Genomic DNA, 25,585 nt, shown 5'->3' with positions numbered 1-25,585 from the left:
AAATTCTATTAAATTATCTAATTATAAATGGTGGCTTTTGTAAAAAAAACAGCAAAAGCACTTGTTTTTTTTCGGGGTAACAAATATGTGAACAATTTTCTGTAAAAAAAAATAATTAGGGGTTGATTTTGAATAAAGATTATTGTAAGTAGGTTAGATTGTATGTTAAAATTAAATAGAAAATAAGAAATAATTGTATGAAAGAACATGAATATAAAGTCCGCGTAAGATACTCCGAAACGGATCAAATGGGGGTTGTTTATCACGGTAATTATGCTCAATATTTTGAGATGGGACGCGTGGAGTGGCTGAGAAACCTGGGGATTTCCTATAAATGGATGGAAGATAGTGGTATAATGCTACCTGTGGTTTCTTTGAATATAAATTATAAAAAACCAGCTAGATATGATGATTTGTTAACTGTTAAAACTATTTTAAAAAGTCAAAGTACAGTCAAGATAGAATTTGATTACGAAATCTTCAATGAAAAGCAGGAGTTATTAACAATTGCTAACTCAATTTTGGTTTTTGTCGACATGAAAACGGGTCGTCCTGTAGTACCACCGGACTATGTAAAAGAAAAACTTTTGTCGATTTAAAAATTTAGGGAACAGATACTAATTATTCGATAATTTTTATCTCAATTTCAAATAAGGAATCAAAAATGTCGAATATTTTTTCGGCATTTTTTTTTCTAGTTTTTATGATGATTTCGCAACTCAATTCCATTTTTTGACTTTCTATTTCTAGATTTTTTTCTTTGATAATGCGCATGACTTTATTCATATTTTTATATTCAAATAGAATTTGATACTGAACGTCAATCGTTTTTTCGATTATAGTACAAGTTTCAAGTGTTAATTGCGCAGTGGTTTTGTATGCTGAAATTAGACCTCCAACACCTAATTTCACACCTCCAAATAGTCTTACAACAACAATTAAGGTGTTCGTTACTCCAAACGACTGTAGTTGGCCATAGATTGGCATTCCTGCACTGTTGCTTGGTTCTCCATCATCATTGGCTCGGTAAGTAATTTTTTCAGCTCCAATTTGGTAGGCATAGCAAAAGTGTCCTGCGTTAGGATGCTGTTTTTTTAAGTTATCTATGATGGGTTTTAGTTCTTCCTCAGATGCTATAGGAAAGGCGTAGCCAAAGAATTTACTGTTTTTTTCTTTGAAGAGCATTTCTTCACTGGGGTGTGCTATTGTTTTGTACGTGTCTTGGATTTCCAATACTATTTTAACTTATTATTTGTTGTCGAATAACTGAATCACATCTTCTTGACCTACTTGAAGATGCCATACTTGTAGTCCTACCGAAAGTGCCGCCTCTGTATTTTCTTTTTTGTCATCTACAAATAGGGTATGTTTGGGTATTAACTCATGATTATTGATAACGGTCGAGTAGATTTGGGTGTCGGGTTTACGCATTCCCATTTCGAAAGAAAAGTAGACTTTTTCAAAACAGTGGTAAAAATCACTGTAAAATGATATACCAAAACGCTTTTCAAATTCAGCTATATGGATTGCATCGGTGTTACTTAAAAGGAAAAGTCGGTATTTTTTTGAAAGTAATTGCAGGAATTCCAGTCGATACAATGGAAAGTCTAGCAAAACAGAATTCCATGCTTTTTGTATTTGATCTAAGCTTGCTGTTGGCATGTATTGTTGTAGCCCTTTTAAAAAAGTCTCTTGGTCTATAAAACCTTTTTCAAACTGTACGTTTAGCTCGTCAAGATTTTCATTCCATTGCCCAAGTCCCAAGTTTTTCATTTTATCAATAGGCGCTTGCTTATCTAAATTGATAAATACATCACCAAAATCAAAAATGATAGTGTCAATCATGGTTTCTACTTATTATGAGTTCATCATTATCAACAAAATGTTTTGTACTTTCCTGTAAAAGGAGTTTTGGAGCAACTACGCCATTATGTAGTAGGGTATTGCTTTTAAAAATTCGTGCTTCATCCCAAAGTCCGGACCCAATAAAGGTTTGTAAGGTTCGAAGTCCTCCTTCAATAATTACGGATTGTATTTGATGTTTGTATACTACTGCTACAATCTGTTCAGCTATGTTGCCTTCAAAATCAATACTCTCAAAGATACAGTTTTCGGTAGAAATAGCATCGGAATTTTTACCAATCATGATGGTTTTTATAAGGTTGTCGAATAAGTGACTTTCTTTTGGAATTCTATTGTTGGCATCAATCACAATTCGGATAGGGTTGCTTCCAGTCCAATCTCTTACATCTAATCTGGGATTATCATCTACAGCGGTTTGAGTTCCTACTAGAATGGCCTGCTCTTCGCTTCGCCATTTATGAACGAGTTGTCTCGAATAGTGATTGGTAATCCAAACGGGCTTTTTTTCTGCTTTTGCCGCAGGGGCAATAAATCCATCGAGGCTTTGGGCCCATTTAAGAATTACAAAAGGCCTTTTTTTATTGTGAAACGTAAAAAAGCGTTTGTTAAGTTGGTAGCATTCTTGCTCAAGTACACCTACAGTAATGTTAATTCCAGCGGCAATAAGTTTTTTTATGCCCTTACCAGCGACTTGTATATTAGGGTCAACAGTACCAATAACAACATTAGGAATACCTGATTGAATAATTAAGTCACTACAAGGAGGTGTTTTTCCAAAATGACTGCAAGGTTCTAAACTTACGTAAATCGTTGCTCTTTTTAATAATGATTTGTCCTTTACGGAATTTACGGCATTAACTTCGGCATGGGGTTCTCCGGCTTTTCTATGCCAGCCTTCCCCGATTATTTTTCCATCACATACGATGACACTGCCCACCATGGGATTAGGGTAAGTAGTTCCCAAACCATTTTTGGCGAGTTGTATGCAACGACTAATATATTTTTCATGAGTATTCACCCTGCAAAAGTAGTTATTTTTGGCTAGACGATTTTGTTTCGATTCTATTAAAAATAGCATAAAGTATTGTTACTTTTGTGCTCTAAAATTTAAGTAGAACTGCAACATGGAAAATTGGATCATTAGAAAAATAGAAAAGAAAGATAATGAAGCTGTTGCGCAATTAATTCGCGCCGTTTTTGATGAGTTGAATATCCCTAAGGTGGGCACAGCTTATGAAGATGTGTATTTAGATTTTATGTTTGAGGAATATAGTAAACCGCAATCAGTGTATTTTGTTGTAGAACGTGAGGGTAAGGTTGTAGGTTCAGCAGGTGTAGCACCGCTTGAAAATGAGGCACCATCGATATGCGAATTGCAAAAGATGTATTTCCTTCCTGAAACTCGAGGTTTGGGTATTGGCAGTGCGATGATGACTACCTGTTTGCAAGCGGCAAAAGATTTTGGATTTGAACATTGTTATTTAGAAACCATGCCTTTTATGCTTGATGCTCAAAAATTATACAAAAAAGTAGGTTTTGAAAATATCGATGCTCCCATGGGAAGCACAGGGCATACCTCCTGTCCAGTATGGATGCTTAAAAAATTGTAGCGGTATAGCATAGTTGTTTCAATCTGTTAAAATAAACAAGGCATAATATGAAAATTAGGGAATATAGAAGTCATTTTATTGCAGCACTTACGCCCATATATGATGCAATCGAAGCCGAAAGTTTTTTCTATTTGGTATTAGAAGAGAAAATGCAATTGCGACGTATTGACCTCGCTTTGACTCCTGATGTGGTATTTTCGGAGGCTGATATTTTAATTTGGGATGCTATTCTAGCGCAATTGAAATTAGAAATTCCTGTGCAGTATATATTGGGTAAAACTAGTTTCTACGGATTGGATTTTGAAGTAAATCCTGCGGTTTTAATTCCAAGACAAGAAACAGAAGAGTTGGTAGATTGGATTATATCGTCGGCCAACAGTTTGAAACGAGATACGCCCTTACGTATTTTAGATATTGGTACCGGTAGTGGATGTATTGCAATCTCTTTGGCCAAAAACATTAAAAACGCAACAGTCTTTGCTCTTGATGTGTCCGATACTGCTTTGGCTACAGCCAAAAAAAATGCGGAGACCAACAAAGTAGCTGTTAATTTTATTTCTCAAAATATTCTAGAAACCACGGATCTACAGCAACAATTTGATATTATTGTATCCAATCCGCCCTATGTTCGGAATTTAGAAAAACAAGAAATTAAAAAAAATGTATTGGATAATGAGCCGCACTTAGCCCTTTTTGTGGCTGATACAGACGCTTTGATTTTTTATCGTAAAATTGCCACTTTGGCACAGAAAAACCTAGTTGTAGAAGGTCAGTTGTACTTTGAGATTAATCAGTATTTAGGAAATGAAATGGTCGCTTTACTTGAAAGCTTATATTTCAAAAACATCGAGCTTCGTAAAGATATTTATGGAAACGACCGCATGACCCGAGCGACGCTATAGGTTCCATAAAAATAGTTATTTCAACTGCTACTTCTTACTTTATTCGTATCGCAAAGCTTCGATAGGGTCTAGGACAGCTGCTTTTATTGCAGGATACAATCCAGAAACTAAGGCAACTATAAAACTGGTGGTAAAGGCCGCAAAAATGGCTCCCCACGGAATTACAAAAGCAAAATCTAAGGCTGTAGCAATACCAAAACCGATAAGAATTCCTAAAATAATCCCAACCAATCCACCAAGTTGACCAATAATCATCGTTTCAATAAAAAATTGTATCGCAACAGTTGAGCGCTTGGCGCCCAAAGCTTTTCGAACTCCAATTTCTCGTGTTCGTTCAGTTACCGAGACAATCATGATATTCATTAAAGCGATTGAAGATCCTAAAACAGTAATGATCCCAATAAGCCATGAGGCTAAGCCTAAATATTGAGTAATGCCAAGGATTCTATTAATCAAATCATCAGATCGAACTACACCAAAATTATTATCCTTCATGGGACTTAATTTACGTACCCTACGCATGGTGCTTGTAGCATTGTCGATTGCTTGATCTAAAATTTCTTTTTTAGATACCATCACGCTCATCGTGTAGTTTATTCGTGGTGCGGTAAACAAAGATCGAGCGACTTGAATGGGTATTAAAACTCTTAAATCTTGGCTATTGCCAAAAGTAGACCCCTTTTCTTTTAATACTCCTATTACTTTAAAGCGGGCGCCTCGGATAGAAATTATTTTATTGATAGGATTAATGTTTTTAAAAAGGCCTTTTTCAAAATCAGAGCCTACAACACATACATAATTATTATTGGCAATATCAAAAGAATTAAAATTACGTCCCAAACTGGTTTCTAAACCGGAATTGGTAATGAAATATTCATCGACACCCACTACTGAAATGGCAGGATCTGTTTTGTCACCTTCATACTTTACCTCTGCAATGGATGTTGCCGTGAACGAAACCGAAGTCTCTGTAAATGGAAAGTTGTATTTGTTTTTAAAAGCTACCGCCTCAGGATAAGATATTATAGGATTGATAATCGTACGCTCCTCACCACCTCTACGTCTTGCCGTATTTTCATACTGACTGATGTTAAAAGTATTCGCTCCCATCGAAGCAAAGTCAGATGAAATAGTATTTTCTAGTGCTGAAACCACCGTTAAAATCCCTACCAAGGCAGTTATTCCAATAGCGATAATAATCACTGTAAGTGAGGTTCGTAGAATTTGGGTCTTAATGGAGCCAAACGCGATTCGGATATTTTCTTTAAATAAATTTAGCATCATGGTAGTTTGACACCAAAATACAATTTTTGTTACAACTTTGTTTTGGAAGAAGTAATATTTATTTTAAAAATTAGATATTTGCATTCTAATTGAAGAATAAGATCGGGAAGTGTCCTTTTTTTAATCAAAAATTAGTACTAAAACTATATTTCAACAATGGCATCAAAACCAAGTATTCCAAAAGGAACAAGAGATTTCTCACCTACTGAGGTGGCAAAACGACAGTATATTATTCAAACGATTAAAAATAATTTTGAAAAATTTGGTTTCCAACCTATCGAAACCCCTTCTTTTGAAAATTCAGAAACCCTAATGGGGAAATATGGAGAAGAAGGTGATCGTTTAATTTTTAAAATTTTAAACTCGGGTGATTATTTGGCGAAAGCCAATGCAACTCATTTAGAAAGCAAGGACAGCACTAAGCTTACTGCTAGTATATCTGAGAAAGCGTTGCGTTACGATTTAACGGTACCCTTTGCACGTTATGTGGTGCAGCACCAAAACGAAATCGAATTTCCGTTCAAAAGGTACCAAATACAACCAGTATGGCGTGCTGACCGACCGCAAAAAGGACGTTTTAGAGAGTTTTTTCAATGCGATGCTGATGTGGTAGGTTCAAAGTCTTTATGGCAAGAAGTAGAGTTAGTGCAATTATACGATACGGTTTTTACGCAATTAGGATTAAAAGGAGTAACGGTAAAAATTAATAACCGCAAAATTCTTTCGGGTATTGCTGAGGTGATTGGAGCGTCAGACAAATTAATTGATTTTACGGTTGCTTTAGATAAATTAGATAAAATAGGAGAGGACGGCGTAAAAACTGAAATGATTTTAAAAGGCATTACTGAGGACGCTATTGCAAAAGTGCAACCCTTGTTTAACTTCACAGGTTCTATTAGCGAAAAAATAGAAAAGTTAGGATTGCTATTAGCTTCCTCTGAAGAAGGAATGAAGGGAGTAGCTGAGTTGCAATTTATTTGTGAATCGGTTACTAAATTAGGACTTGCTACTGCTACCCTAGATTTAGATGTTACTTTAGCTCGAGGCTTAAATTATTATACTGGTGCCATATTTGAAGTTTCGGCTCCTGCTGGTGTAGCTATGGGATCGATTGGTGGTGGAGGTCGTTACGATGATTTAACGGGTATTTTTGGCCTAAAAAACATGAGTGGAGTAGGGATTTCTTTTGGTTTAGACCGAATTTATCTTGTGGTTGAGGAGTTAAATTTATTTCCAGAAACAGTTACGGCATCCTCTAAAGCCTTGTTTATTAATTATGGTGATGCTGAGGCATTTTATGCTATGCAAGCCATCCAAAAATTGCGTGCCGCAGGTATAAAAGTAGAATTGTATCCAGATAATGCTAAAATGGCTAAACAATTTCAGCATGCCGATAAACGAACTATTCCTTTTGCGGTGATTGCTGGCGAAAAGGAGATGGAAACTAATTCGTATGGCCTTAAAAACTTAGTAACAGGCGAGCAAATTACAGTGGATTTTGAAAACTTGAAAGCGGCTTTGCAATAATCGTTTTGTCTACCAAATAAAAAAGGGTCTTGAATTATTTTCAAGACCCTTTTTATATGCTTATTTCATCAACTGCTGTAGTGGTTTGAGCTGTTCCATGTCTAAATTAGATTTTTGGATAATTTGTATCAAACTCATTATGTTGTTTGCATTCATGTCTTTTCCAAGAACACGAATTACGGCAAAGCCATTCTCTTTGCGTTTGGTGTATAAAATGAATTCGTCGATATGATCATCATCACCAATAAAACTTACAGATGCTGCGCTAGAACCCATACTGAATTTCATGAGTTGTTGGTATTTCTCCTCTTTTAAGATCGCATTAAGCTTAGCGTTTTCTACTTCATAAAGTTCCTTGTTTTCTTTAGTCAGTTTAAATGCTAGTATATTCATTTTATCAAATGAAGCGAGCGCAGTTTGCTGTTCTTCTGTCAGACTGTCTTTTTCAACATTCAAGATCGATGGAGAGATGTCAAGCGCTATAAAATTCTTGTTTTCAGTATTTTCGACAAAATATTTCTGAAGCGAAGGTTTATTGCTGCAACTGGCAAACACTAATAAGATAATCAGTAAAAAGCTAGGAGTCGTTTTCATCTTATTTTTTGTTTTTACTCGCTTTTTTTAGCTCATCACCACCAGGAATTTTCATTTTATCAGTCAAAATAGCAATCTCATTCAAATCAAAATCTCCGGTTAAGGACATAAGAACGGTTTGGTCTGTTTTGCTGCCTCCTTCTATGAACATTAATAATTCTTTTATTTGAGAATCAGAACCGCCTGATTTCACAAGAATTTTAATGTTTTTACCACTATCATTTACGCGCATCAATTCTTCTAGTCCAACAGATTTTACATATTTATCGGCAGTTGATTTTAGTTCTGTTGTCGCTTTAGCACTAGTAGTAGTAAATACTCTTAAGTTGTCTAATTTTTTAATAAGGTTCATGTATTGCTGTGCCTGCTTATCAGAGACATCTACTTTTACCTTACTCATTAATTCGAACATTTTTTTATTGACAATTAAGGCAGTCACATCGTCTTGACCTTCAAATTTCTCAAAGGCAGATTGTGCGAAAAAGGGAGAGACTATTAAAATAAAAGCCAGCGTTAAAAATGCTTTTTTACTGTTGTTTAAAAAGAGTGATTTCATTAGTTTTTAATTAAAGGATTAAATATTTTATTTTTGGTATTTTCAAATTCTTGTATGTATTGCATGCCTTCAACGCCGGTGTTTACATGAGTTGAAAGCAAAGCCAACGCCTTTTGAGTTTCTTTAAGAGCGACTTCTGGGTCATTGTAGGTGCCTAGTTCGCTTTGGTTATTGGTAATGTGGTTATTGTTGTTCTGCATTAGAGAATAGCTTCCAACACCCAAAATAACAGCAACCGAGGCAGCTATTAAAATCCAATTAGTCTTTCTTTTTTTAGTTTGTACTATTTTTAAATGTACCGGTTGTTCGGTGTCTTTTTCAGCTGCATAAAACCTAAATAAGGGCTTGTAGTGTTCTAAAGACGGATCTACAGTTTCTGATGAAAAATAGTCTTTCAATAAAGCCTCTTCTTTAGTACTGCTGTCTCCATCAAAATATTTATCCAGTAAAAGAGTGATTTTATTTAATTCCATAATTGTGTGTTTGTTGCATTTTTTCTCTAATCATTTTGCGAGCTCTTGATAGTGTGGTTCGGATGGCACTTTCGTTCATCTCTACAATTTTTGCAATTTCAGCAAATTCATATTGTTCAATATCTCTTAATTGAATAACCATCCTTTGTTGTTCAGGTAACTGATTAATTATCTTTTCAATCCATCGCAAACTGTCCTCGTTTTCAATTTTTTCGTCTAGCGAACTGCTTTTTTCTTTATGATTGGTATTAGTACCATTCAAATTCCCTGCCCTTTTTGATTTTAATTGATCTAAACAATAATTTTTAGTTAGCGTCATCGCAAATGCTTCGATGCTTTTGTACTCGTCTAGTGTTTTTTTTCTGTTCCAAAGTTTTACGATAACTTCTTGCACAGCGTCCTCGGCTTCTTCGGTGCTAACGAGCAAGCGTTTGGCTAATCGGAAGATCTTGTCTCGAAAAGGATTAATTACTAAAACAAAATCGTTTTGATTCATAAAATTAATTTAGAGCGTCGCGTATATAAGGAAGACGATTGACAATAACTTTTGTTACAAAAAGTAAAAAATAAAAAAATATTAAAACTAAAGATAGTATTTTTACGTTCATGATATAAACACCAGAACGATATGAGGCCTACTATTAAATATTTCTTTTTGCTTTTTGCATCTCTGTTTATACTGCAAGGATGTCAGGATAATGATGATACCTCTTCAGTACCACCTAATCTTGCAGTTCAAGATTTTATTTGGAAAGGATTAAATCAATATTATTTGTGGCAAGCTGATGTGCCTAATTTAGCCGATGATCGTTTTGCCTCTCAAGCTCAATTAAATGGTTTTTTAGCAGGTTATCCTGTGCCAGAGAAGCTGTTTGATGCATTACGAGTTGATAAGTCTATCGATCGTTTTAGTTGGATAGTCGACGATTATTTGCAATTAGAAAGAGCGCTTCAAGGGGTTACTAAAAACGATGGAGTAGAATTTGGTCTTGTTTATAAACCAGGCAGCAGCACAGAAATTTTCGGCTTCGTGCGCTATATTATTCCTAATTCTGACGCCGCGTCTAAGGATATAAGAAGAGGAGATTTGTTTTATGCAGTAAACGGAACACAATTGACTGTTAGCAATTATACCAGTTTGTTAGCCCTAGAAAGCAGAACCTTAAATTTAGCGAGTTATAATGGTGGTGCAATCACTCCTAATGGGAGGTCAGTGTCATTGACTAAAACTACTGTGGCCGAAAACCCAATTCTAATTAACAAAGTAGTGACAGTGGGTGCGAAAAAAATAGGGTATTTAATGTATAATGGTTTTTTTGCGGAATATGACACCGATCTAAATACGGCTTTTGGTAGTTTAAAATCACAAGGTGTAACGGATCTTGTTTTGGATTTGCGTTATAACTCAGGTGGATCAGTTTTGACTGCTACTAGGTTAGCCAGTATGATTACCGGTCAATATACGGGGCAAGTATTTGCAAAACAGGTTTGGAATAGTAAAATTAACTCTTATTTCGAATCTAATAATCCCGAGGCTTTAAAAAATAAGTTTGCAGATAAAATAGGAACAACGGCCATTAATAGCTTAGGATTAAGTAAAATATATATCCTAACCACTAAAAGTACGGCCTCGGCAAGTGAATTAGTGATAAATGGATTGAAACCATATATGACGGTGGTTCAAATTGGGGATATCACTGTAGGTAAAAATGTAGGATCAGTAACTTTATATGATTCTCCTACTTTTGGTAAGGAAAATAGAAATCCAAATCACCGTTACGCAATGCAACCAATTGTTTTGAAGATTGCTAATTCAGCAGGGTTTGGAGATTATTTTAATGGTATTTCGCCGGACTATCTTTTAAAAGAGGATTATGCTAACTTAGGTATTTTGGGAGAGACATCGGAGCCTTATTTTAGTACAGCTATTGGTAAAATAACGGGAACGGGTAAAATGCTGAAGCAAAATCCTGAAAAATCGCCTGCATACTTTAATGATTCTAAAGCAATAGATGGAATTCAAAATCAAATGTATTTGTCTTTTGCGCCTGAAGGTATATTGAAAGCGTTAGATTAAGCTATTCGTGTTTAGGGCAAATTAAGTATGAAATACTAGTTTATTTAGCTTTTGCTTAGAGATATAAGAAGTAAAAAGGTTTGTTCAATAATTACTTCTACTTGTCAAATGGAAGTACTACTTTAAAATATTTTAAGGACACTGGCTAAATTGCAAGAGGTATACATCTAATTGAAGCACGAATTGGTTGATTCTATTATTCAAAGTCTAACGGAGTGGTTTAATAGTGTGTTATTATGTAGTTGGCTGCATAGTGACAAAAATAAAATACCCCAAGGAATTTAATTTCTTGGGGTATTTTTATGATGTTATTTTATAAAATCTATTTGCAAAACATTTTTTTGTTTTGAACTGCACTTTGGCTTCCTAGCTTTATTGCTGCTGCAAAGTCGGCACAGGCGTTTTTCTTGTCGTTTAAGCGATTGTATGACAATCCTCTTAAATTATATGATATGTAATCTTTAGGATTGATAGAAAGTGATTTGGTGCAGTCACTGACTACGCTTTTGTAATCATTAAGTTTATAATTGATGTTGGCTCTTGTCGTATAAGCATAGGCCAATTCAGGATTTAATTCTAAGGTTTTGTTGACGTCAGCTAATGCACCTTTAAGATCATTTAAACTTAGTTTAGCAAGTCCTCTATTTAAGTAAGCCTCTTCAAAAGCTGGTTTTTTATTTATGGCTTTGGTAAATTCAGCAATTGATCCTTTGGCATTTCCAGCATTTGATTTACTCATTCCTTGATCGAAATAATCTTCGGCTGTTTGACTGTATCCAAAAGCAGTGATTAGTAGGAAGGAAAATAATAATAATTTTTTCATTAGATAGTAGATTGGGTTATGTAAAATTAAGTCTGTTAAAAAACAGTTGGGGTTATAAAACTACTAAATTTAATCAATTTTTGAGCCAAAAAATTAATATTTTTTAAAATTCCGATATGAGAATAGGATAGAATGTGGGGAATTCGTTTTGCTGACTATCGATTTAAATTGGATCAGGAAAAAGGAAAAATGGATAATTTTAGTGCAATTATAAAATAAAAAAAAACATTAAACTACTGTTTGTTAGTAGTTTAATGTTTTTAAAGTGACCACGGCGGGATTTGAACCCGCACGCCCTTGCGAGCACCAGCCCCTCAAGCTGGCAAGTCTACCGTTTCTCCACGTGGCCTTAAAATAAAAAAGGTCATTCGCGATGGCGAACAACCTTTTGTGACCCGACTGGGGCTCGAACCCAGGACCCCATCATTAAAAGTGATGTGCTCTACCAACTGAGCTATCGAGTCAATGCTTCAAGGAAATTATGTGTTGATCACTTTAATTGTGACCCGACTGGGGCTCGAACCCAGGACCCCATCATTAAAAGTGATGTGCTCTACCAACTGAGCTATCGAGTCATATTCTTTCCTTGAATGCGGGTGCAAATATAAGGACTTATTTTTAATTTTTCCAAGCATTTTTATTATAAATTTGTCTTTTTTTATCAATATATCTTAACGTCTTAATTTATAAGGTTTTATTCTATGTCAAAAATTGTGTTATTAGGTTATATGGGTTGCGGAAAGTCGACTATTGCGGGAAGATTGTCAAAAAATATCAATGTTCCCTTTGTGGATCTTGATCAATATATTGAAGAAAAAACAAAATTGTCCATAAACGACATCTTTGAACAACGAGGTGAGATCTATTTTAGAAAATTAGAGCATGAGCTATTTAAGGAACTATTGGCATTGCCGGATTCCCTTATCATAGGTTTAGGAGGAGGGACGCCTTGTTATGCCAATAATCATCAGTTCTTGCAACAAGATGACGTAGCATCTTTTTATTTAAAGGCATCTATAGATACTTTGTTCAATAGATTGTCAGTAAATAAGAGTAAAAGACCTTTAATTGCTAATAAATCGAATGAGGAGATGAAGGAGTTTATAGCTATGCATGTTTTTGAGCGTAGCTATTTTTACAATCAGGCTAAATATACGATCAGTGTCGATCAAAAATCTGCGGAAGAAATCTGTAATGAAATTACGATTCTACTAACTTAAATAAGCGTAACTCGTATTATCGGGTTCAAAAACTACCTGAACATGCTCTAGTAGGGAAGTTGATAGCGATATTCCTTTAAAATCGGCTTTAACTGGATACTTTTTGTGATTTCTATCTACAAGTACCGCCGTTTTGAATTTTTTCAGAGGAACCTCTAAGAAATGACGAACGGCGTATATCAATGTTGTTCCGGAGTTTAATACATCGTCAATTAATATAAGTCCTTTATTAGCGTATTCTTCTTTGCTTAATGAAGTGGAAATCGGAAGTTCTGGCTGCTGCTTATTGATCTGTACTTCGCATAAGAGAACTTCGAGAGTTGAAATGCTTCGTAGTTCAGCTGCTATTTTTTCGGCAAAAAGAAAGCCATTATTAGCTATTCCTGCTAGAACTACTTCTTTCTCATCTATAAAAGTCTCATAAATTTGAAAAGCAATTCTTTTTATTTTATGTTCAATTTCTTGATTGGTTAAGATGATGTTTTTATCCATAGCTTTTAATTTTAGTTATTTGGTTTTGCTTTTTACAAATCGTCCTCATCTGAGTGAATTTCATTTCCAAATTCATCAATATCTCTTCTGTCTTTCTTGGTAGGTCGCCCTGTACCGTTTTTGCGATAGTGGTCTTTTGAAAGTTTTAATAGTTCCAAATGTTGGTACACTTCTGCAGGCGTGTCATTGCGACGGTAAATATCAACCAGCTTTGCACTGACCCTATTGTCCGGAATGTCAAGAACGGTTATTATTTGTGTGATTTGATCTTTTCGAAACGTTATTTTATCCGTTGGAAAAACTTCTTTCGATGGTTTGGCTACATTGCCATTAACGGTAACATGATTCTTTTTACAAGCTTCTGTTACCATATTTCTTGTCTTGTAATATCTTACGCACCATAAATATTTGTCTATTCTCATAAAATTTCTAAAATAGGAGTTAAATTGTTTACAAAAATAAATCAATATTGTATCTTGCGCACTTAAAAATCAGCAATAATGAACAAATTTAGGTATTATTTTATTTTATTAATTACAACAGTCTCTTTATTTTCGTGCTCGAAAAGTGATACTCCAGAAATTACCCCTCCAAGGGAATATAGTGTACAATATGCTACTGATCTTGCAGATATCGAAGAATACTTAAATAACTATTATATAACAGTTACAAATAATCCTGGTGCGCCTGACGATCAGGATGTTGTTTTTACTAAAATTCCTGCTGGAGGAACGCAAGACCCTATTATGTCTTATAAAGACAAAACTACCTTTCCTAAATTGTTGAGTAGAGAGGTAAAACTTCATGACATTACTTATAAATTATATTATTTAGTTTTAAGAGAAGGAGTGGGGGAATCTCCCAGTAATGTGGATGAAGTGTACACAACCTATAGAGGAGAATATTTAGAAAATAAGGCAGTAGATGGCATTTCAACGCTTACTACAACTAAATTTGAAGAATGGAAATTTGAACCACAGAGAGCAAATTTAATTGGTTATATTAGAGGTTGGAAAGAAATATTTCCTCAATTTAAAACAGGAACTTATACCTCAAATTCGGATGGTTCAATTTCTTATTCAAATTTTGGAGCAGGTGTGATGTTTATACCTTCGGGATTAGCTTATTATGCTGCAGGAAATAGTAGTATTCCTGCTTATGCTCCGTTAATATTTACTTTTAAACTGTACGAAATTCAACGATTGGATCATGAATTTAATATTTCAAATAATACGCCTACCCCTGACGGAATTCTGTCATATCAAGAAGACTTAGATGGAGATGGATATATGTGGACTAAAGGAGAATTACCTACAGGTGCAGTGAATCCAGATGACACAGATGGCGATGGAATTCCAAATTTTCTTGATGTGGATGATGATGCAGACGGTATTGGAACTAGAAAAGAAATTTCGGCAGCTGATGGTACAATTATTCCTTTTGCAATTATTCCTGATTGTAGTGGTAATACAACCAGTACAACTAGAGTTAGAAAACACCTAGATAAGAACTGTCACTAATACGGTATTTTTATAAAATAAAAATCCCATTCACTTTATTGTGAATGGGATTTTTTTATGTCTGTTGCAAATAAAAGCGATCTGGTTTTGTTAGTTTTGTTTCAAATAGTTTTCGCCACAGACTTCAAGAAAGTGGTGGCAGTTTGATAAAGCGGTGCTGACTTTAATTTAAAATCTAAATTATTATCTTCGAAAAATCAGCTTGCAATGTTTTTCATGTAGATTTTTGCAGATTTGGTAGATTTTCAAAAGAGTTAGGTAGAATTAGAAAGGTGAACAGGATTAATAGTTCAGTTTTTTTTAAAGGAAAATAAAACCTTCTATTATTGAGTTTAAATGTGTTTTTTTTGTCAAATGACGCTAATAAAAAAGCCGTTAACTTTATCAGTTAACGGCTTTTTTTATTTGGATAGAAATATTATTTTCTTTTGATCACTCTTTCTACAGCTTCAACAATGGCTTGATTGTTTAGTTTGTATTTTCCCATTAATTGGTCTGGTGTTCCAGATTCTCCAAAACTATCATTAACAGCAACAAACTCTTGTGGAGCTGGGTTGTTTAATGCTAATACTCTAGAGATGCTTTCGCCAAGACCTCCAAGGATATTGTGCTCTTCAGCAGTAACTACACATTTAGTTTTAGCCAATGATTTTAGAATTGCTTCTTCGTCTAATGGCTTGATAGTATGAATGTTGATTACCTCGGCAGAGATTCCTTTTGCTTCTAATGCTTCAGCAGCAATAAGTGCTTCCCAAACTAAATGTCCTGTAGCAACAATAGTTACATCAGTTCCTTCGCTTAATAGGATTGCTTTTCCTATTACGAAAGGCTCGTCTGCTGGCATGAAGTTAGGCACTACTGGACGTCCAAAACGCAAGTAAGCTGGACCATGGTGATCAGCAAGTGCAAGTGTAGCTGCTTTAGTTTGATTGTAATCACATGTGTTGATTACAGTCATTCCAGGTAGCATTTTCATTAATCCAATATCTTCAAGGATTTGGTGTGTGGCTCCATCTTCTCCTAATGTTAATCCAGCATGTGAAGCACAGATTTTTACATTTTTATCAGAGTAAGCTACTGATTGACGTATTTGGTCATAGACTCTTCCTGTAGAAAAGTTAGCAAAAGTTCCAGTAAAAGGAATTTTACCACCAATAGTTAATCCTGCTGCGATTCCAATCATGTTTGCTTCAGCAATTCCAATTTGGAAAAAACGCTCTGGGTGATTTTTTTTGAAATCATCAAATTTTAGTGATCCAATTAAATCCGCACAAAGGGCAACAACTTTTTCGTTTTTTTGACCTAATTCAGTCATTCCCGCTCCAAAACCTGAACGAGTATCTTTACTTCCTGTATTTGTATATTTTTTCATTTTCTGTATTGAAAGATTAAAAAATTGAAAGATTTTGAGTGGTAATTCAAAATTTGCAATTCAAAATTTAAAATTATTAATAGTCGGCTAAAGTGGATTGATTTTGCTCTAATGCATTTTCTAACTGTGCATCGTTAGGAGCTTTCCCATGCCATGCATGCGTGTGCATCATGTAATCAACGCCATTCCCCATTTCGGTATGTAATAATACGCAAACTGGTTTTCCTTTTCCTGTTTTGGATTTGGCTTCGTTCATTCCAGCTAGAATAGCCTCTAAGTTGTTTCCTTCTTTGATGTCAATTACATCCCAGTCAAAAGCTTCAAACTTAGCGCGAATACTTCCCATTGCTAGTACTTCATCAGTAGTTCCGTCAATTTGTTTTCCGTTCAAATCAACAGTTGCGATTAAGTTGTCTACTTTTTTAGCAGAGGCATACATAATTGCTTCCCAGTTTTGACCTTCTTGTAATTCACCATCACCATGAAGTGTGTACACTAAATGACTGTCATTATTTAGTTTTTTTGCTTGAGCAGCACCAATTGCAACAGATAACCCTTGTCCTAATGAACCCGATGCGATTCGAACTCCAGGTAAATTATCATGCGTAGTTGGGTGTCCTTGTAATCTCGTGTTGATTAAACGAAAAGTTGCTAATTCCGAAACTGGAAAATACCCGCTTCTTGCTAAAACGCTGTAAAAAACAGGAGAGATGTGTCCGTTTGATAAAAAGAATAGATCTTCTCCAATTCCGTCCATATCAAATCCCTCTTTGCGCTCCATCAAGTTTTGGTATAAAGCGACTAGAAATTCAGTACAGCCTAATGATCCTCCAGGGTGTCCTGAATTTACAGCATGTACCATTCGAAGAATGTCTCTTCTTACTTGGATAGTTAAATCGTTTAATTGTTGTGTGTTAGGCTTCATTTTGTGTGTAAAAGTTAAACTATTGCAAATGTAATTTTTATTTTTTCGGAACACAAATGAAATGCAATTTAGTTATCAGGAAACAAGCTAAGTTATCCGCCTGCATTGGGAAGAGACTGGTAGTTACATTTGGTTTTAGAGACTAAAATTTTTAAAATAGATTGCTAATTATTACCTTGCAACTATGTATGAACAATTGGCTAAAAGCATCGGTGAAAAAGTAGTATTGAGCACATCTGAGTTGGAACTGTGTAAAACTTTTTTCATCCCTAAAAAGCTGCGTAAAAAGCAAACTTTATTATTAGAAGGCGACGTTTGTTCGTACAATGCTTTTATCGAGAAGGGGGTTTTACGCTCTTATTCGACTGATGAAAAAGGTAATGAACATACCATGCAATTCGCTTTTGAAGGCTGGTGGATTAGTGATTTGTCAAGCTTTTTATTAGGAAGTGCCTCGACCTACACCATTGAAGCACTTGAAGATGCTGAGCTGTTATTACTAACCTATAACGCTAGGGAAGAGCTGATGCAGCAGGTACCTGTATTTGAACGCTATCAAAGAATATTGCTTCAAAATGCGTTTATAGCTTTACAATCAAGAATTAACGGTGCATTGAATGCTTCTGCTGAAGAAAAATATATCAATCTCACCATTTCCTATCCGGACATCATTACTCGTGTGCCACAACATATGATTGCTTCCTACCTTGGGCTAACTCCTGAAACACTTAGCAGGGTGCGCAAGCAAATTAACCTACGTAAATAAATACTGATCACTTTTCTTGATGTAGATCAATACCATTTCTTATTCCACGTCAAGGAGGTTTGGTAGTCGGTAGTTGTAGTTTTGCCTTATCAAAATCATAAAAATGCAAAACGTAAAAACAATTGCCGTTATTGGAGCCTCTGACAAAAGAAATTTTGCTGTGCTAAATGAGCTAGCCACTCGTTACCAAATGTTATTATTTGATACTAATGAAAAAGCGCTGAACGAAATTTATCAAGCACTGCTCATTCAAAATCGATACGCTACGATTGAACAAATGCCTTGTGCTGTCAATGCTAGTTGGGAGGCTGACATTATTATTCTTTCGGGTTTTTGTACCAATGATGCCGATACCGTTCAAAAAATTAAAAAGGTAGCTACTGCTAAAACGATTATCATCATGGAAAATGATGATGAGTTTACCAAATCTATCAATTACCAAGTGAGTTTTGATCTTATTTTTCCACATTCGAAGATAGTAGAAGTCATAAACATTAATAGTGATGACAGTCAGGAAAAGGAATTTCTTTTAGAGGGTCACGATTCGAGTGCGTTGGATACCGTTTCACACATTTTTGAAGGAATTGGTTTCAATACCTATGTTTCACAAATTAACTAGTGAGGTGTTTTACTGTTTCTAGTACAAACTTAAACTGCTTACTTATTTTAGAATGAGATTGAGATAGCGTTATTATTGGTGATGCAATGCAATAACGATTTTAAAATCAAAATCTCATTAATAACAGAAAAGCCTCAACATACCGTTGGGGCTTTTTGTGTCTGTATACCTTTTTTCAGGATATTTTATTTTTTAGGCTAGTCCAGCCACCTCCATTAAAAACATTTTGAAAGCCATTTGATTGCAGGATACCTTTTGCGGAAGCACTTCGCATACCTGAGGCACAACAGGTGATAATAACAGTATCTTTTTTGAATTTTGTTACCTGAGTATTTAATTCGTTCAAAGGGATGTTAATTGAGTTTTCAAGATGTCCTTGCTTGTATTCTTGAGGAGAACGAACATCTATAATAATGGCGCCTTGCTCAACTAATGCTACGTAATTAGTGGCAGGGCCAATTCCGAAAATTTTTTTAATGAGGTTGATCATTGCTGCTTTTTATTTTGATTTTAGATAATTTACTTCAAGCCAGGATCCGCCATTGTAACACTCAATGCCATTTTGCGTAAGAAATTGTTGCGCTTGACCGCTGCGATTTCCTGAAGCGCAACACAAAATTAAGGGTGAGGCTAATTTTTTTATCTCTTCAAGTCGCTCTGGGATTTCATTTAGTGCAATGTTTATAGAATCTACCACATTGCCTCCCATGAATTCAGTATAGGAACGAACATCTATGACGGTTCCTTTATTTTCTTTAATTAATTTTTCTATTTCCATTTTAATTTAGATAGTTGTACAACAAACAGTTGTTTTTTTTACAAATTTAATACTGAAAATTTGAAAGGACTGTAACATTTGTTACCCACAGCATCGATTGATAGGAATTAATTGAATGATAATGTACTGGAAGTGATAAAATGTACTAGCACTACTGATTATGTTATCGTAACTGCATCAATCTTTTTGCTTTTGATCATCCATTTGCTGCAGCAGTCTTATAATTTTATCTAATTTATCAACTTCAATCGAATTTAGTTTGGATGTAAGTGCTTCGATCTCAAGTTTGGCATCAATATTCGTTTGATAATCAGCTTGCGCTTGCATTCTATCTCTTTCATTTTGTCTGTTTTGAGACATCATAATTATCGGTGCGGCATAAGCTGCTTGGGTCGAAAAAAGTAAGTTCAGTAAAATGAAAGGATAAACGTCCCAATGCTTAACATAGGCAACCATGTTTAAGACCATCCACAAGGTTACGAGAATAGTTTGAATGATTATAAATCGCCAAGAACCCATTCCTTTTGCTACAGCATCGGCTAGTCGACTTCCAAATTCAAGTGTTTCAAAATGGCTTTGATGCCAGTTTTTAGTTTTGCTCATGATTCTGTTTTTTAAGTTGTTTGTTGTTTTTGTTGCATTAGATGAACTAAATCCTGCATTATTTGCTGTCCTTCATCCCATAATCCCAAATTTGATGCTGCATTGATATGCCCTTTGTCACCTATATTAACAAAAGCGCTTTGCCATTTTTCTGCTAGAAACCTTGCTTTATCTATTGTAATATAAGGGTCATTAGTACTAGTTATTAAAATTGAGGGGAACGGAAGCGGTTCAAGCGGTATTGGTGCAAAGTTCCAAGTTTCGGGAGGCGTATGATCACAAGAATCTACATCTGCAGGAGCGACTAATAATGCTCCTTTTACTTTTGGGTCATAGCGGTGTTTACTCCAATGGGTTATTAAAACTGCCGCAAGACTGTGTGCGATTAATACTATTGGACCTTCTACCTGTGCAATTGCGCTATCAAGGCTATTGAGCCAATCTTGCAAGTCAGGTAAATTCCAGTTTTTTTGATTCACTTTTTGCGTATTGGGCAGTTGTTCCAGCCAGTGATTTTGCCAATGTCCCGGAGATGAGTCACCTAATCCAGGAACTATTAATAAGGTATGCGTCATTTTAATTTATCTTAGTAGCGAAAACAAGTTGTACAAAGCTACACAATAAGAGTCTCTATTTTAATATAATTTATGCTTTTTACATAGCATATAAATCAATTTTTATTTGGCTTTAAGTCAATGCATAAATATTAGTTTTATCTTTGGTAAAAAAAGTTATGCGCTATTGTTATCCATTTATGTTTCTTCTTTTTGTTTTTACAATTTATAGTTGCAGTACAAAAAAAATAACCGATGTTTCCTATTTACCTTCCTCAAAATCGGCTGTTGCAGCTACACCTAAATTAAATGTTTTCGTACCGAGAAAAAGCAAGAAGGAATCTCCAATCTTGATTTTTGTGCATGGTGGATATTGGAATAGTGGACGAAAAGGTACCTATGATTTAATGGGACGTAATTTTGCTCGAAAAGGAGTAGTCACCGTTATACCGGATTACACTTTGAGTCCCAATGCTAGTTACGAAGAAATGACTGCTGAAATTGCAGCCGTGATCAAATGGGTTCAATTAAACTGTAAGGATTTTAACGGAGATCCTAAACAAATCTTTATTACCGGACATTCTGCCGGAGGTCACTTAGCGGCTTTAGCGGTTATGAATCCTAAATATGGTATTGAAGTCAATGCAATTTCAGGAATTATACTGAATGATGCGGCTGGTTTAAATATGAAAGATTACTTAGAAAAAAATCCACCAACCGAAGCCTATAATTATATCAGCACATGGACCACAAGTCCTGAAAAATGGAAAGATGCTTCTCCTATTTATTTTATAGATAAAAATACGCCTCCATTTTTAATTTATGTCGGAGAGCAAACCTACGGTTCTATAAAAACAGCAAATAAACAGTTTTTAGAAGCTTTAAAGCCGTTTCAACCCAATGTAAGTCCGATTTACATCAATAAAAAGCATGTTCCAATGGTAACACAATATTTTTATCCGTGGAATGATCGTATTGATGAGGTGATTAAATTTATGGATATGCAAATTAATAAAAAGTAATAGCAGAAGGAGGTAGGGTAAATTTCTTTTGAGTTGTCTTACTTATAGATTGAGAATAAAAATGTTAATCTATAAAACGATACAGTTATGAAAACGATACAATCCTTATTTCTAGTGTTAGCCTTTACTGTTATGACCACGGCCGAGGCGCAAACGACTAAAGTAAATGCTAAAACGCAAGTTGAAGTTAAAAACACTACTGCGTATTATCAGCAAAAGGCGAGAGAAGATGCCCGAATAGAACAAGAATTTAGAGCTGAGAGTAAACGAGAAGAAAAGGCTTTTTGGAAAGAACAAAAAGAGTATGAAAAAAATTTAAAGTCACAAGACAGGCGCGCCTACCGTGTGTATATTGAGGCCAAGAACGATGCGTATGCAAACCATTATCATACTTGCAATGGTAGTTGCCCTCATTCTGATTACTATTACCAGCAAGCGGGATATTATTATTATGAGTACCGTCAACCTCGATATAGCGGTACATCAACTAGAGCAACAATCAATACCAATATAGGAGTCAGTACACCTGCAGTTAGATTGGGATTATAGTACGATAGAGCGGTACAATCGAGAGAAATCTGCTTGCATAGTTTGTGCAAGCAGATTTTTTTTGTTTAAAAGTAAATCAATTGAACACTTATTATAAAAATAGAATTAAGCTTACTTGCTAATTCTTATATAAATTTTAGGCTGTTCTAATTTTCAAGTTGCCTAATTAAACTATCTTTGCCCACTGAAAAAAGCAATTATGAAGTTTGATTTATTACATAAAGACCCGCTATCTAAAGCTAGGGCAGGAAGCATTACTACAGATCATGGGGTGATCGAAACTCCAATTTTTATGCCAGTTGGAACGGTAGCCTCTGTAAAAGGAGTGCATCAACGAGAATTAAAAAACGATATTAACCCTGATATTATTTTAGGAAATACCTATCATTTGTATTTACGTCCGCAAACTGAAATTTTAGAAAAAGCGGGTGGATTACATAAATTCATGAATTGGGATCGTAATATCTTGACAGATTCTGGAGGATATCAAGTGTATTCCCTATCGGCAAACAGAAAAATAAAAGAAGAGGGAGTTAAGTTTAAGTCTCATATCGATGGTTCTTACCACTTTTTCACACCCGAGAATGTAATGGAGATTCAGCGTACCATTGGTGCTGATATCATTATGGCTTTTGACGAATGCACGCCTTATCCATGCGACTACAATTATGCTAAGCGTTCTATGAAAATGACGCACCGATGGTTAGACCGTTGTGTGAATCATTTAGAAAAAGTGCCGGTAAAGTATGGTTACGATCAAGCCTTTTTTCCAATCGTACAAGGAAGTTGTTACAAGGATTTACGTCAACAATCAGCTGAATATATCGCAAACTCCAACCAAGTTGGAAATGCAATTGGTGGACTTTCAGTAGGGGAACCTGCCGAGGAAATGTATGCTATGACTGAGGTAGTGTGCGAAATATTGCCTGAAGACAAGCCTCGTTATTTAATGGGTGTTGGAACTCCAATCAATATTTTAGAAAATATCGCGCTTGGTGTTGATATGTTTGATTGCGTGATGCCAACTCGAAATGCTAGAAACGGAATGTTATTTACCGCAAATGGTACGATTAACATCAAAAATAAAAAATGGGAAGATGATTTCTCTCCAATTGATGAAATGGGAATTACCTTCGTCGATACAGAGTATACGAAAGCGTATTTACGCCATCTTTTTGCAGCCAATGAATTTTTAGGAAAGCAAATTGCAACCATACACAACCTTGGGTTTTATATGTGGTTGGTTCGTGAGGCTAGAAAACATATCTTAGCGGGAGATTTTAGACCATGGAAAGAGATGATGGTTAAAAACATGAATCAACGATTATAAAAAAAACGTTTAAAGTTGTTTTGTTCAAAGTTGATAAATGGTAGTGCTAAAGCATTGCATTTTAAAATTTGAATTTTGAGCTATTAAACCTCATACCTTACACTTTTTTATATGTTAACAATAATAGACCGGTACATCCTAAAACGATACTTAGCCACATTTGCCGCTATGTTATTGATGTTTATCCCTATTGGGGTAATTATTGATGTTTCTGAGAAAATCAATTTCATGATTGAGAATAAAATTCCTTTTCTTGATATTGTAGTTTATTATTATCACTTTACCATTTATTTTGCGAACAGTCTATTTCCTATCTTTTTGTTTTTATCCATTATTTGGTTTACCTCCAAGCTAGCTAATAATACTGAAATCATTGCAATTTTAAGTTCAGGAATTTCATTTACACGGTTTTTAAGACCCTATTTAATTGGTGCTTCGATAATATCGGCTTTCGTTTTGCTGATGGGTTTTTATGTAGTTCCGGTATCTAGCGAAGGTTTTAATAATTTTAGGTATACCTATTTAAGAACCGGTGGAAAAGAACAAATGCGCGGTAAAAGCACGGATGTATACCGACAAATTAACGATAATGAATTTCTCTATGTGAATAGCTTTAATGCGGAGTCGCAAGTGGCTTTTCAATTTGCTTTAGAGAAATTTGATAAAGAAAAATTAGTTTCCAAAATTACGGCTAGCAGAATAAAATGGAATCCAAAAGACAGTACCTACACGATGTATGATTACACTAAAAGGACTGTGGGAGTACTTGGAGATAAAATCGAAAAAGCCGCAGAGAAAAAAACAAAGTTTAGTTTTGAATTGGAGGATTTAACACCAGTTATTTATATTGCTGAAACGCTAAGTTTAAATAAACTAATCACCTTTATTGATAAAGAAAAGGCTAGAGGTTCCTCGAATATCAACATTTATATGGTGGTGCTTTATAAAAAATTTAGTGTACCTGTGTCAGCATTTATTTTGACGATAATTGCGGTTTCAGTATCAGCCATGAAGCGAAGAGGAGGTATGGGAATGAATCTAACGATTGGTATTGCGGTGGCTTTTGGTTTTGTCTTTTTTGACAAAATTTTTGGTGTGCTAGCAGAAAAATCTACTTTTTCTCCCTTTTTAGCCGTTTGGTTTCCTAATTTTGCTTTTGGAATACTAGCGATATTTTTACTACGCAATGCAAAACGATAATCTCAAAAGTTATTTAAACCTACATTTAATTGTATTTATTTGGGGTTTTACGGCCATATTAGGAGCGTTAATTACCATTAGTGCCGATGCTATCGTTTGGTACAGAATGCTTTTTGCGGCATTGTTTTTAGGATTTTTTCTTCTGTTTAAAAAGAAACCTTTTCGCATTCCAATTCGCTCTTTTTTGAAACTAATTTTTGTTGGATTACTAATTGCGTTACATTGGATTTTCTTTTTTCATGCTATTCATGTTTCCAATGTATCGATAACTTTATCTGTTTTTTCCCTAGGAGCTTTTTTTGCTTCCATCTTAGAGCCTTTGTTCTATGGCAGGAAAGTGCTGTGGTATGAGGTTTTTTTTGGGTTAATTATAATTGCAGGCCTTGCTTTAATTATGAATGTTGAGGTTAGCTATTTTGCGGGAATGCTCTATGCTCTTGTATCCATTATTTTAGGTGTTTTGTTTACTTTGATGAATGGTAAATTAATTGAGAAACACGATTCAGCTATTATTGCATTCTACGAATTTTTATCGGGAGTGTTCTTCATAACTATCTATTACTTGTTTCAAGGGAAATTTTCGGTATCTTTTTTCCAGCTAACATTCAATAACTGGATGCTTCTTTTAATCTTGGCGTCAGTTTGTACCGCCTATGCTTTTACCGCTTCTGTGAAAGTAATGGAAAAATTAAGCCCGTACACCGTTATGTTGACTACTAATTTGGAACCCGTTTATGGAATTATTTTAGCTTATTTTATCATTGGAGGAAAAGAGAAAATGAGTGCCTCTTTTTATATTGGAGCTATAATTATTATAATCACTGTAATCTTAAACGGAGTCATAAAACATCGACAGAAGAAAGCTTTAAATCGAGTGCAGCAGTAACTATCGATCAATAATTTAGGACGTTATAAGTACCCTTATT

General features: G+C 35.0%; 31 protein-coding genes and 3 tRNA genes. 14 read left to right on the top strand and 20 right to left on the bottom strand.

Features of this window, described 5'->3' with window-relative positions:
- The first annotated feature begins 197 nt into the window (after positions 1–197).
- Complete coding sequence (locus ACZ2G0_RS15870; protein ID WP_470308454.1) at positions 198–599, top strand: acyl-CoA thioesterase; 402 nt, start codon at positions 198–200, stop codon at positions 597–599.
- A 22-nt stretch (positions 600–621) separates the two neighbouring features.
- On the opposite strand, the gene ACZ2G0_RS15865 is transcribed toward ACZ2G0_RS15870, so the two are convergent.
- Genes ACZ2G0_RS15865 through ribD form a run of 3 tightly spaced genes read right to left on the bottom strand, consistent with a single transcriptional unit; the run spans position 622 to position 2,881 of the window.
- Positions 622–1,233, bottom strand: coding sequence for an IMPACT family protein (locus tag ACZ2G0_RS15865; protein ID WP_470308453.1), 612 nt, complete (start codon positions 1,231–1,233; stop codon positions 622–624).
- A 15-nt stretch (positions 1,234–1,248) separates the two neighbouring features.
- Positions 1,249–1,845 (bottom strand): HAD family hydrolase, encoded by a 597-nt coding sequence (locus ACZ2G0_RS15860; RefSeq protein WP_470308452.1) that lies wholly within the window; start codon positions 1,843–1,845, stop codon positions 1,249–1,251.
- Positions 1,838–2,881 carry a bifunctional diaminohydroxyphosphoribosylaminopyrimidine deaminase/5-amino-6-(5-phosphoribosylamino)uracil reductase RibD gene (gene ribD, locus ACZ2G0_RS15855; protein ID WP_470309856.1) on the bottom strand — a complete coding sequence of 348 codons (1,044 nt, stop codon included), beginning with the start codon at positions 2,879–2,881 and terminating at the stop codon, positions 1,838–1,840. Before ribD ends, ACZ2G0_RS15860 begins: the two co-directional genes overlap by 8 nt.
- 106 nt (positions 2,882–2,987) lie before the next feature.
- Between ribD and ACZ2G0_RS15850 the strand changes: the two genes are divergently transcribed.
- Together ACZ2G0_RS15850 and prmC are read left to right on the top strand one after the other, a co-directional pair.
- Positions 2,988–3,473 carry a GNAT family N-acetyltransferase gene (locus tag ACZ2G0_RS15850; protein WP_470308451.1) on the top strand — a complete coding sequence of 162 codons (486 nt, stop codon included), beginning with the start codon at positions 2,988–2,990 and terminating at the stop codon, positions 3,471–3,473.
- 47 nt (positions 3,474–3,520) lie between these two features.
- Complete coding sequence (gene prmC / locus ACZ2G0_RS15845) at positions 3,521–4,375, top strand: peptide chain release factor N(5)-glutamine methyltransferase (protein WP_470308450.1); 855 nt, start codon at positions 3,521–3,523, stop codon at positions 4,373–4,375.
- 39 nt (positions 4,376–4,414) lie between these two features.
- Here the strand turns inward: prmC and ACZ2G0_RS15840 are convergent, their stop codons facing one another.
- The gene (locus ACZ2G0_RS15840; protein ID WP_470308449.1) at positions 4,415–5,659 is read right to left on the bottom strand and encodes an ABC transporter permease; all 1,245 of its coding nucleotides are present in this window, start codon (positions 5,657–5,659) and stop codon (positions 4,415–4,417) included.
- Between the two features lie 156 nt (positions 5,660–5,815).
- On the opposite strand from ACZ2G0_RS15840, the gene hisS reads away from it, so the two are divergent.
- The gene (hisS, locus tag ACZ2G0_RS15835; RefSeq protein ID WP_470308448.1) at positions 5,816–7,186 is read left to right on the top strand and encodes a histidine--tRNA ligase; all 1,371 of its coding nucleotides are present in this window, start codon (positions 5,816–5,818) and stop codon (positions 7,184–7,186) included.
- Between the two features lie 60 nt (positions 7,187–7,246).
- Here the strand turns inward: hisS and ACZ2G0_RS15830 are convergent, their stop codons facing one another.
- The 4 genes from ACZ2G0_RS15830 to ACZ2G0_RS15815 are packed head-to-tail and all read right to left on the bottom strand — an operon-like array spanning position 7,247 to position 9,305.
- Entirely contained in the window at positions 7,247–7,780 is a 534-nt protein-coding gene (locus ACZ2G0_RS15830; protein ID WP_470308447.1) for a DUF4252 domain-containing protein, read from the bottom strand.
- A gap of 1 nt (position 7,781) precedes the next feature.
- Positions 7,782–8,336, bottom strand: a complete 555-nt coding sequence (locus ACZ2G0_RS15825; RefSeq protein WP_470308446.1) for a DUF4252 domain-containing protein — start codon at positions 8,334–8,336, stop codon at positions 7,782–7,784.
- Positions 8,336–8,809: a hypothetical protein gene (locus ACZ2G0_RS15820; RefSeq protein WP_470308445.1), complete on the bottom strand. Its 474-nt coding sequence runs from the start codon at positions 8,807–8,809 to the stop codon at positions 8,336–8,338. Before ACZ2G0_RS15820 ends, ACZ2G0_RS15825 begins: the two co-directional genes overlap by 1 nt.
- The gene (locus ACZ2G0_RS15815) at positions 8,796–9,305 is read right to left on the bottom strand and encodes an RNA polymerase sigma factor (RefSeq protein ID WP_470308444.1); all 510 of its coding nucleotides are present in this window, start codon (positions 9,303–9,305) and stop codon (positions 8,796–8,798) included. Before ACZ2G0_RS15815 ends, ACZ2G0_RS15820 begins: the two co-directional genes overlap by 14 nt.
- Positions 9,306–9,437: 132 nt before the next feature.
- Between ACZ2G0_RS15815 and ACZ2G0_RS15810 the strand changes: the two genes are divergently transcribed.
- Positions 9,438–10,886, top strand: coding sequence for a S41 family peptidase (locus tag ACZ2G0_RS15810; RefSeq protein ID WP_470308443.1), 1,449 nt, complete (start codon positions 9,438–9,440; stop codon positions 10,884–10,886).
- A 322-nt stretch (positions 10,887–11,208) separates the two neighbouring features.
- On the opposite strand, the gene ACZ2G0_RS15805 is transcribed toward ACZ2G0_RS15810, so the two are convergent.
- The 4 genes from ACZ2G0_RS15805 to ACZ2G0_RS15790 form a co-directional block, all read right to left on the bottom strand.
- A complete protein-coding gene (locus ACZ2G0_RS15805; RefSeq protein ID WP_470308442.1) occupies positions 11,209–11,709 on the bottom strand; it encodes a tetratricopeptide repeat protein in 501 nt (166 codons plus the stop codon).
- 266 nt (positions 11,710–11,975) lie between these two features.
- A tRNA-Leu gene (locus ACZ2G0_RS15800) sits at positions 11,976–12,058 on the bottom strand.
- A 42-nt stretch (positions 12,059–12,100) separates the two neighbouring features.
- Positions 12,101–12,173, bottom strand: a tRNA-Lys gene (locus ACZ2G0_RS15795).
- A 38-nt stretch (positions 12,174–12,211) separates the two neighbouring features.
- Positions 12,212–12,284, bottom strand: a tRNA-Lys gene (locus ACZ2G0_RS15790).
- Positions 12,285–12,410: 126 nt separating this feature from the next.
- On the opposite strand from ACZ2G0_RS15790, the gene ACZ2G0_RS15785 reads away from it, so the two are divergent.
- Complete coding sequence (locus ACZ2G0_RS15785; protein WP_470308441.1) at positions 12,411–12,929, top strand: shikimate kinase; 519 nt, start codon at positions 12,411–12,413, stop codon at positions 12,927–12,929.
- On the opposite strand, the gene ACZ2G0_RS15780 is transcribed toward ACZ2G0_RS15785, so the two are convergent.
- Together ACZ2G0_RS15780 and ACZ2G0_RS15775 are read right to left on the bottom strand one after the other, a co-directional pair.
- Positions 12,921–13,421: a phosphoribosyltransferase domain-containing protein gene (locus ACZ2G0_RS15780; RefSeq protein WP_470308440.1), complete on the bottom strand. Its 501-nt coding sequence runs from the start codon at positions 13,419–13,421 to the stop codon at positions 12,921–12,923. The genes ACZ2G0_RS15785 and ACZ2G0_RS15780 overlap by 9 nt on opposite strands.
- 32 nt (positions 13,422–13,453) lie before the next feature.
- Positions 13,454–13,843, bottom strand: a complete 390-nt coding sequence (locus ACZ2G0_RS15775) for an RNA-binding S4 domain-containing protein (protein WP_300285389.1) — start codon at positions 13,841–13,843, stop codon at positions 13,454–13,456.
- A gap of 78 nt (positions 13,844–13,921) precedes the next feature.
- On the opposite strand from ACZ2G0_RS15775, the gene ACZ2G0_RS15770 reads away from it, so the two are divergent.
- On the top strand, positions 13,922–14,941 hold the full coding sequence (locus tag ACZ2G0_RS15770) for an FKBP-type peptidyl-prolyl cis-trans isomerase (RefSeq protein WP_470308439.1): 1,020 nt from the start codon (positions 13,922–13,924) through the stop codon (positions 14,939–14,941).
- Between the two features lie 418 nt (positions 14,942–15,359).
- On the opposite strand, the gene ACZ2G0_RS15765 is transcribed toward ACZ2G0_RS15770, so the two are convergent.
- Positions 15,360–16,313, bottom strand: a complete 954-nt coding sequence (locus ACZ2G0_RS15765) for a transketolase family protein (RefSeq protein WP_470308438.1) — start codon at positions 16,311–16,313, stop codon at positions 15,360–15,362.
- Positions 16,314–16,389: 76 nt separating this feature from the next.
- Entirely contained in the window at positions 16,390–17,238 is an 849-nt protein-coding gene (locus ACZ2G0_RS15760; RefSeq protein ID WP_300285380.1) for a transketolase, read from the bottom strand.
- A gap of 184 nt (positions 17,239–17,422) precedes the next feature.
- Between ACZ2G0_RS15760 and ACZ2G0_RS15755 the strand changes: the two genes are divergently transcribed.
- Together ACZ2G0_RS15755 and ACZ2G0_RS15750 are read left to right on the top strand one after the other, a co-directional pair.
- Positions 17,423–18,004 (top strand): Crp/Fnr family transcriptional regulator, encoded by a 582-nt coding sequence (locus ACZ2G0_RS15755; protein WP_470308437.1) that lies wholly within the window; start codon positions 17,423–17,425, stop codon positions 18,002–18,004.
- Between the two features lie 103 nt (positions 18,005–18,107).
- A complete protein-coding gene (locus ACZ2G0_RS15750; RefSeq protein ID WP_470308436.1) occupies positions 18,108–18,623 on the top strand; it encodes a Rossmann-fold NAD(P)-binding domain-containing protein in 516 nt (171 codons plus the stop codon).
- A gap of 175 nt (positions 18,624–18,798) precedes the next feature.
- On the opposite strand, the gene ACZ2G0_RS15745 is transcribed toward ACZ2G0_RS15750, so the two are convergent.
- The 4 genes from ACZ2G0_RS15745 to ACZ2G0_RS15730 form a co-directional block, all read right to left on the bottom strand.
- Positions 18,799–19,113 (bottom strand): rhodanese-like domain-containing protein, encoded by a 315-nt coding sequence (locus tag ACZ2G0_RS15745; protein ID WP_470308435.1) that lies wholly within the window; start codon positions 19,111–19,113, stop codon positions 18,799–18,801.
- A gap of 9 nt (positions 19,114–19,122) precedes the next feature.
- The gene (locus ACZ2G0_RS15740; protein ID WP_470308434.1) at positions 19,123–19,401 is read right to left on the bottom strand and encodes a rhodanese-like domain-containing protein; all 279 of its coding nucleotides are present in this window, start codon (positions 19,399–19,401) and stop codon (positions 19,123–19,125) included.
- Positions 19,402–19,578: 177 nt separating this feature from the next.
- Complete coding sequence (locus tag ACZ2G0_RS15735; protein ID WP_300285365.1) at positions 19,579–20,004, bottom strand: DUF1003 domain-containing protein; 426 nt, start codon at positions 20,002–20,004, stop codon at positions 19,579–19,581.
- 11 nt (positions 20,005–20,015) lie between these two features.
- Positions 20,016–20,579 carry an RBBP9/YdeN family alpha/beta hydrolase gene (locus tag ACZ2G0_RS15730; RefSeq protein WP_470308433.1) on the bottom strand — a complete coding sequence of 188 codons (564 nt, stop codon included), beginning with the start codon at positions 20,577–20,579 and terminating at the stop codon, positions 20,016–20,018.
- Positions 20,580–20,737: 158 nt separating this feature from the next.
- On the opposite strand from ACZ2G0_RS15730, the gene ACZ2G0_RS15725 reads away from it, so the two are divergent.
- From ACZ2G0_RS15725 to ACZ2G0_RS15705, 5 genes are all read left to right on the top strand, one after another.
- A complete protein-coding gene (locus ACZ2G0_RS15725; RefSeq protein ID WP_470308432.1) occupies positions 20,738–21,580 on the top strand; it encodes an alpha/beta hydrolase in 843 nt (280 codons plus the stop codon).
- 87 nt (positions 21,581–21,667) lie between these two features.
- A complete protein-coding gene (locus ACZ2G0_RS15720; protein WP_470308431.1) occupies positions 21,668–22,129 on the top strand; it encodes a hypothetical protein in 462 nt (153 codons plus the stop codon).
- A gap of 199 nt (positions 22,130–22,328) precedes the next feature.
- Entirely contained in the window at positions 22,329–23,459 is a 1,131-nt protein-coding gene (tgt, locus tag ACZ2G0_RS15715) for a tRNA guanosine(34) transglycosylase Tgt (RefSeq protein ID WP_470308430.1), read from the top strand.
- A gap of 111 nt (positions 23,460–23,570) precedes the next feature.
- A complete protein-coding gene (locus ACZ2G0_RS15710) occupies positions 23,571–24,659 on the top strand; it encodes an LptF/LptG family permease (protein WP_470308429.1) in 1,089 nt (362 codons plus the stop codon).
- A complete protein-coding gene (locus ACZ2G0_RS15705; protein WP_470308428.1) occupies positions 24,646–25,545 on the top strand; it encodes a DMT family transporter in 900 nt (299 codons plus the stop codon). Before ACZ2G0_RS15710 ends, ACZ2G0_RS15705 begins: the two co-directional genes overlap by 14 nt.
- The last annotated feature ends 40 nt before the right edge of the window (positions 25,546–25,585 follow it).

The organism is Flavobacterium sp. KKT103 (assembly GCF_055640565.1).
This window is presented reverse-complemented; position numbering and strand designations above follow the sequence as displayed.

Excerpts from the sequence above, each read along its gene's own strand:
- ACZ2G0_RS15870 (WP_470308454.1), top strand. The coding sequence starts at position 198 with ATGAAAGAACATGAATATAAAGTCCGCGTAAGATACTCCGAAACGGAT.
- ACZ2G0_RS15860 (WP_470308452.1), bottom strand. The coding sequence starts at position 1,845 with ATGATTGACACTATCATTTTTGATTTTGGTGATGTATTTATCAATTTA.
- ACZ2G0_RS15850 (WP_470308451.1), top strand. The coding sequence starts at position 2,988 with ATGGAAAATTGGATCATTAGAAAAATAGAAAAGAAAGATAATGAAGCT.
- prmC (WP_470308450.1), top strand. The coding sequence starts at position 3,521 with ATGAAAATTAGGGAATATAGAAGTCATTTTATTGCAGCACTTACGCCC.
- ACZ2G0_RS15840 (WP_470308449.1), bottom strand. The coding sequence starts at position 5,659 with ATGATGCTAAATTTATTTAAAGAAAATATCCGAATCGCGTTTGGCTCC.
- hisS (WP_470308448.1), top strand. The coding sequence starts at position 5,816 with ATGGCATCAAAACCAAGTATTCCAAAAGGAACAAGAGATTTCTCACCT.
- ACZ2G0_RS15830 (WP_470308447.1), bottom strand. The coding sequence starts at position 7,780 with ATGAAAACGACTCCTAGCTTTTTACTGATTATCTTATTAGTGTTTGCC.
- ACZ2G0_RS15825 (WP_470308446.1), bottom strand. The coding sequence starts at position 8,336 with ATGAAATCACTCTTTTTAAACAACAGTAAAAAAGCATTTTTAACGCTG.
- ACZ2G0_RS15820 (WP_470308445.1), bottom strand. The coding sequence starts at position 8,809 with ATGGAATTAAATAAAATCACTCTTTTACTGGATAAATATTTTGATGGA.
- ACZ2G0_RS15815 (WP_470308444.1), bottom strand. The coding sequence starts at position 9,305 with ATGAATCAAAACGATTTTGTTTTAGTAATTAATCCTTTTCGAGACAAG.
- ACZ2G0_RS15810 (WP_470308443.1), top strand. The coding sequence starts at position 9,438 with ATGAGGCCTACTATTAAATATTTCTTTTTGCTTTTTGCATCTCTGTTT.
- ACZ2G0_RS15805 (WP_470308442.1), bottom strand. The coding sequence starts at position 11,709 with ATGAAAAAATTATTATTATTTTCCTTCCTACTAATCACTGCTTTTGGA.
- ACZ2G0_RS15785 (WP_470308441.1), top strand. The coding sequence starts at position 12,411 with ATGTCAAAAATTGTGTTATTAGGTTATATGGGTTGCGGAAAGTCGACT.
- ACZ2G0_RS15780 (WP_470308440.1), bottom strand. The coding sequence starts at position 13,421 with ATGGATAAAAACATCATCTTAACCAATCAAGAAATTGAACATAAAATA.
- ACZ2G0_RS15775 (WP_300285389.1), bottom strand. The coding sequence starts at position 13,843 with ATGAGAATAGACAAATATTTATGGTGCGTAAGATATTACAAGACAAGA.
- ACZ2G0_RS15770 (WP_470308439.1), top strand. The coding sequence starts at position 13,922 with ATGAACAAATTTAGGTATTATTTTATTTTATTAATTACAACAGTCTCT.
- ACZ2G0_RS15765 (WP_470308438.1), bottom strand. The coding sequence starts at position 16,313 with ATGAAAAAATATACAAATACAGGAAGTAAAGATACTCGTTCAGGTTTT.
- ACZ2G0_RS15760 (WP_300285380.1), bottom strand. The coding sequence starts at position 17,238 with ATGAAGCCTAACACACAACAATTAAACGATTTAACTATCCAAGTAAGA.
- ACZ2G0_RS15755 (WP_470308437.1), top strand. The coding sequence starts at position 17,423 with ATGTATGAACAATTGGCTAAAAGCATCGGTGAAAAAGTAGTATTGAGC.
- ACZ2G0_RS15750 (WP_470308436.1), top strand. The coding sequence starts at position 18,108 with ATGCAAAACGTAAAAACAATTGCCGTTATTGGAGCCTCTGACAAAAGA.
- ACZ2G0_RS15745 (WP_470308435.1), bottom strand. The coding sequence starts at position 19,113 with ATGATCAACCTCATTAAAAAAATTTTCGGAATTGGCCCTGCCACTAAT.
- ACZ2G0_RS15740 (WP_470308434.1), bottom strand. The coding sequence starts at position 19,401 with ATGGAAATAGAAAAATTAATTAAAGAAAATAAAGGAACCGTCATAGAT.
- ACZ2G0_RS15735 (WP_300285365.1), bottom strand. The coding sequence starts at position 20,004 with ATGAGCAAAACTAAAAACTGGCATCAAAGCCATTTTGAAACACTTGAA.
- ACZ2G0_RS15730 (WP_470308433.1), bottom strand. The coding sequence starts at position 20,579 with ATGACGCATACCTTATTAATAGTTCCTGGATTAGGTGACTCATCTCCG.
- ACZ2G0_RS15725 (WP_470308432.1), top strand. The coding sequence starts at position 20,738 with ATGCGCTATTGTTATCCATTTATGTTTCTTCTTTTTGTTTTTACAATT.
- ACZ2G0_RS15720 (WP_470308431.1), top strand. The coding sequence starts at position 21,668 with ATGAAAACGATACAATCCTTATTTCTAGTGTTAGCCTTTACTGTTATG.
- tgt (WP_470308430.1), top strand. The coding sequence starts at position 22,329 with ATGAAGTTTGATTTATTACATAAAGACCCGCTATCTAAAGCTAGGGCA.
- ACZ2G0_RS15710 (WP_470308429.1), top strand. The coding sequence starts at position 23,571 with ATGTTAACAATAATAGACCGGTACATCCTAAAACGATACTTAGCCACA.
- ACZ2G0_RS15705 (WP_470308428.1), top strand. The coding sequence starts at position 24,646 with ATGCAAAACGATAATCTCAAAAGTTATTTAAACCTACATTTAATTGTA.